This is a genomic window from Variovorax paradoxus (assembly GCF_000834655.1).
In the GTDB taxonomy this organism is placed as follows: Bacteria; Pseudomonadota; Gammaproteobacteria; order Burkholderiales; family Burkholderiaceae_C; genus Variovorax; species Variovorax paradoxus_F.
Genome location: NZ_JXQQ01000103.1, coordinates 1 through 869, shown reverse-complemented (window position 1 = coordinate 869; position 869 = coordinate 1). Strand labels below are relative to the sequence as shown.

The 869-nt window shown below is 68.6% G+C and carries 1 protein-coding gene; it reads left to right on the top strand.

Translation table 11 applies throughout. From position 1 onward, the window contains the following. Positions 1-869: type VI secretion system Vgr family protein (locus tag RT97_RS28640; RefSeq protein WP_042582255.1), on the top strand; the 869-nt coding region annotated here is incomplete at both ends.

Here is an 869-nt window from a genome sequence, read left to right as displayed (position 1 = left end):
CCCGGGCGCGGTTTTCACAGTGTCGACCATCGGGTGCTGTCGCCGCAGACAGCGACGGTGGTGGGACCTGAAGGAGAGGGCAGTTTGCACACGGACGAATACGGTCGCATCCGGGTGCAATTTCATTGGGACCGGGAGGGCCGCAGCGACGAGAAGAGTTCGGCCTGGGTGCGCGTGATGAGCGGTTGGGCGGGGGGAGAGACCGGGGCGATCTCCACGCCGCGGGTGGGCAGCGAGGTGGTGGTGCAGTGCCTGGACGGGAACCCGGACCATCCGATCGTGATGGGGGTGGTCTACAACGCGCAGCGCATGCCGCCGTGGAAGCTGCCCGAGCAAAAGGCGCTCACGGGGCTGCGAAGCCGGGAGCTGGCCGGGGCCGGGGGCAACGAGGCCGGAGGCAAGAGCAACCATCTGATCCTGGACGACACGGAGGGCAAGATCCAGGCGCAGCTCAAGAGCGACCACGACAGCTCGAGCCTGAGCCTGGGGCACATTGCGCGCATCGAGGACACGGGGGGTCGCAAGGATCTGCGCGGTCAGGGCTTCGAGTTGAGGACGGATGGGCATGGAGCGGTGCGGGCCAAGGACGGGTTGCTCATCAGCACGGAGGGGCGGCCCAACGCGCAGGCGCACCTGACGGACATGGGCGAGACGGTGCAGCGCCTGACGCAGGGGCGCGAGCTGCACGAGGGGCTGGGCGAGGCGGCGCAACAGGCCAGGGCGCACGAGGCGGGCGACCAGGACGAGGTGGCCCGCAGCCTGAAGGCGCAGAACGATGCGATCAAGGGAGCAGGGGGCAACAAGAGCGAGGGGGAGTTCCCCGAGTTCGCAGAGTCGCATCTGACGCTGGCGAGTCCGTCGGGGATAGA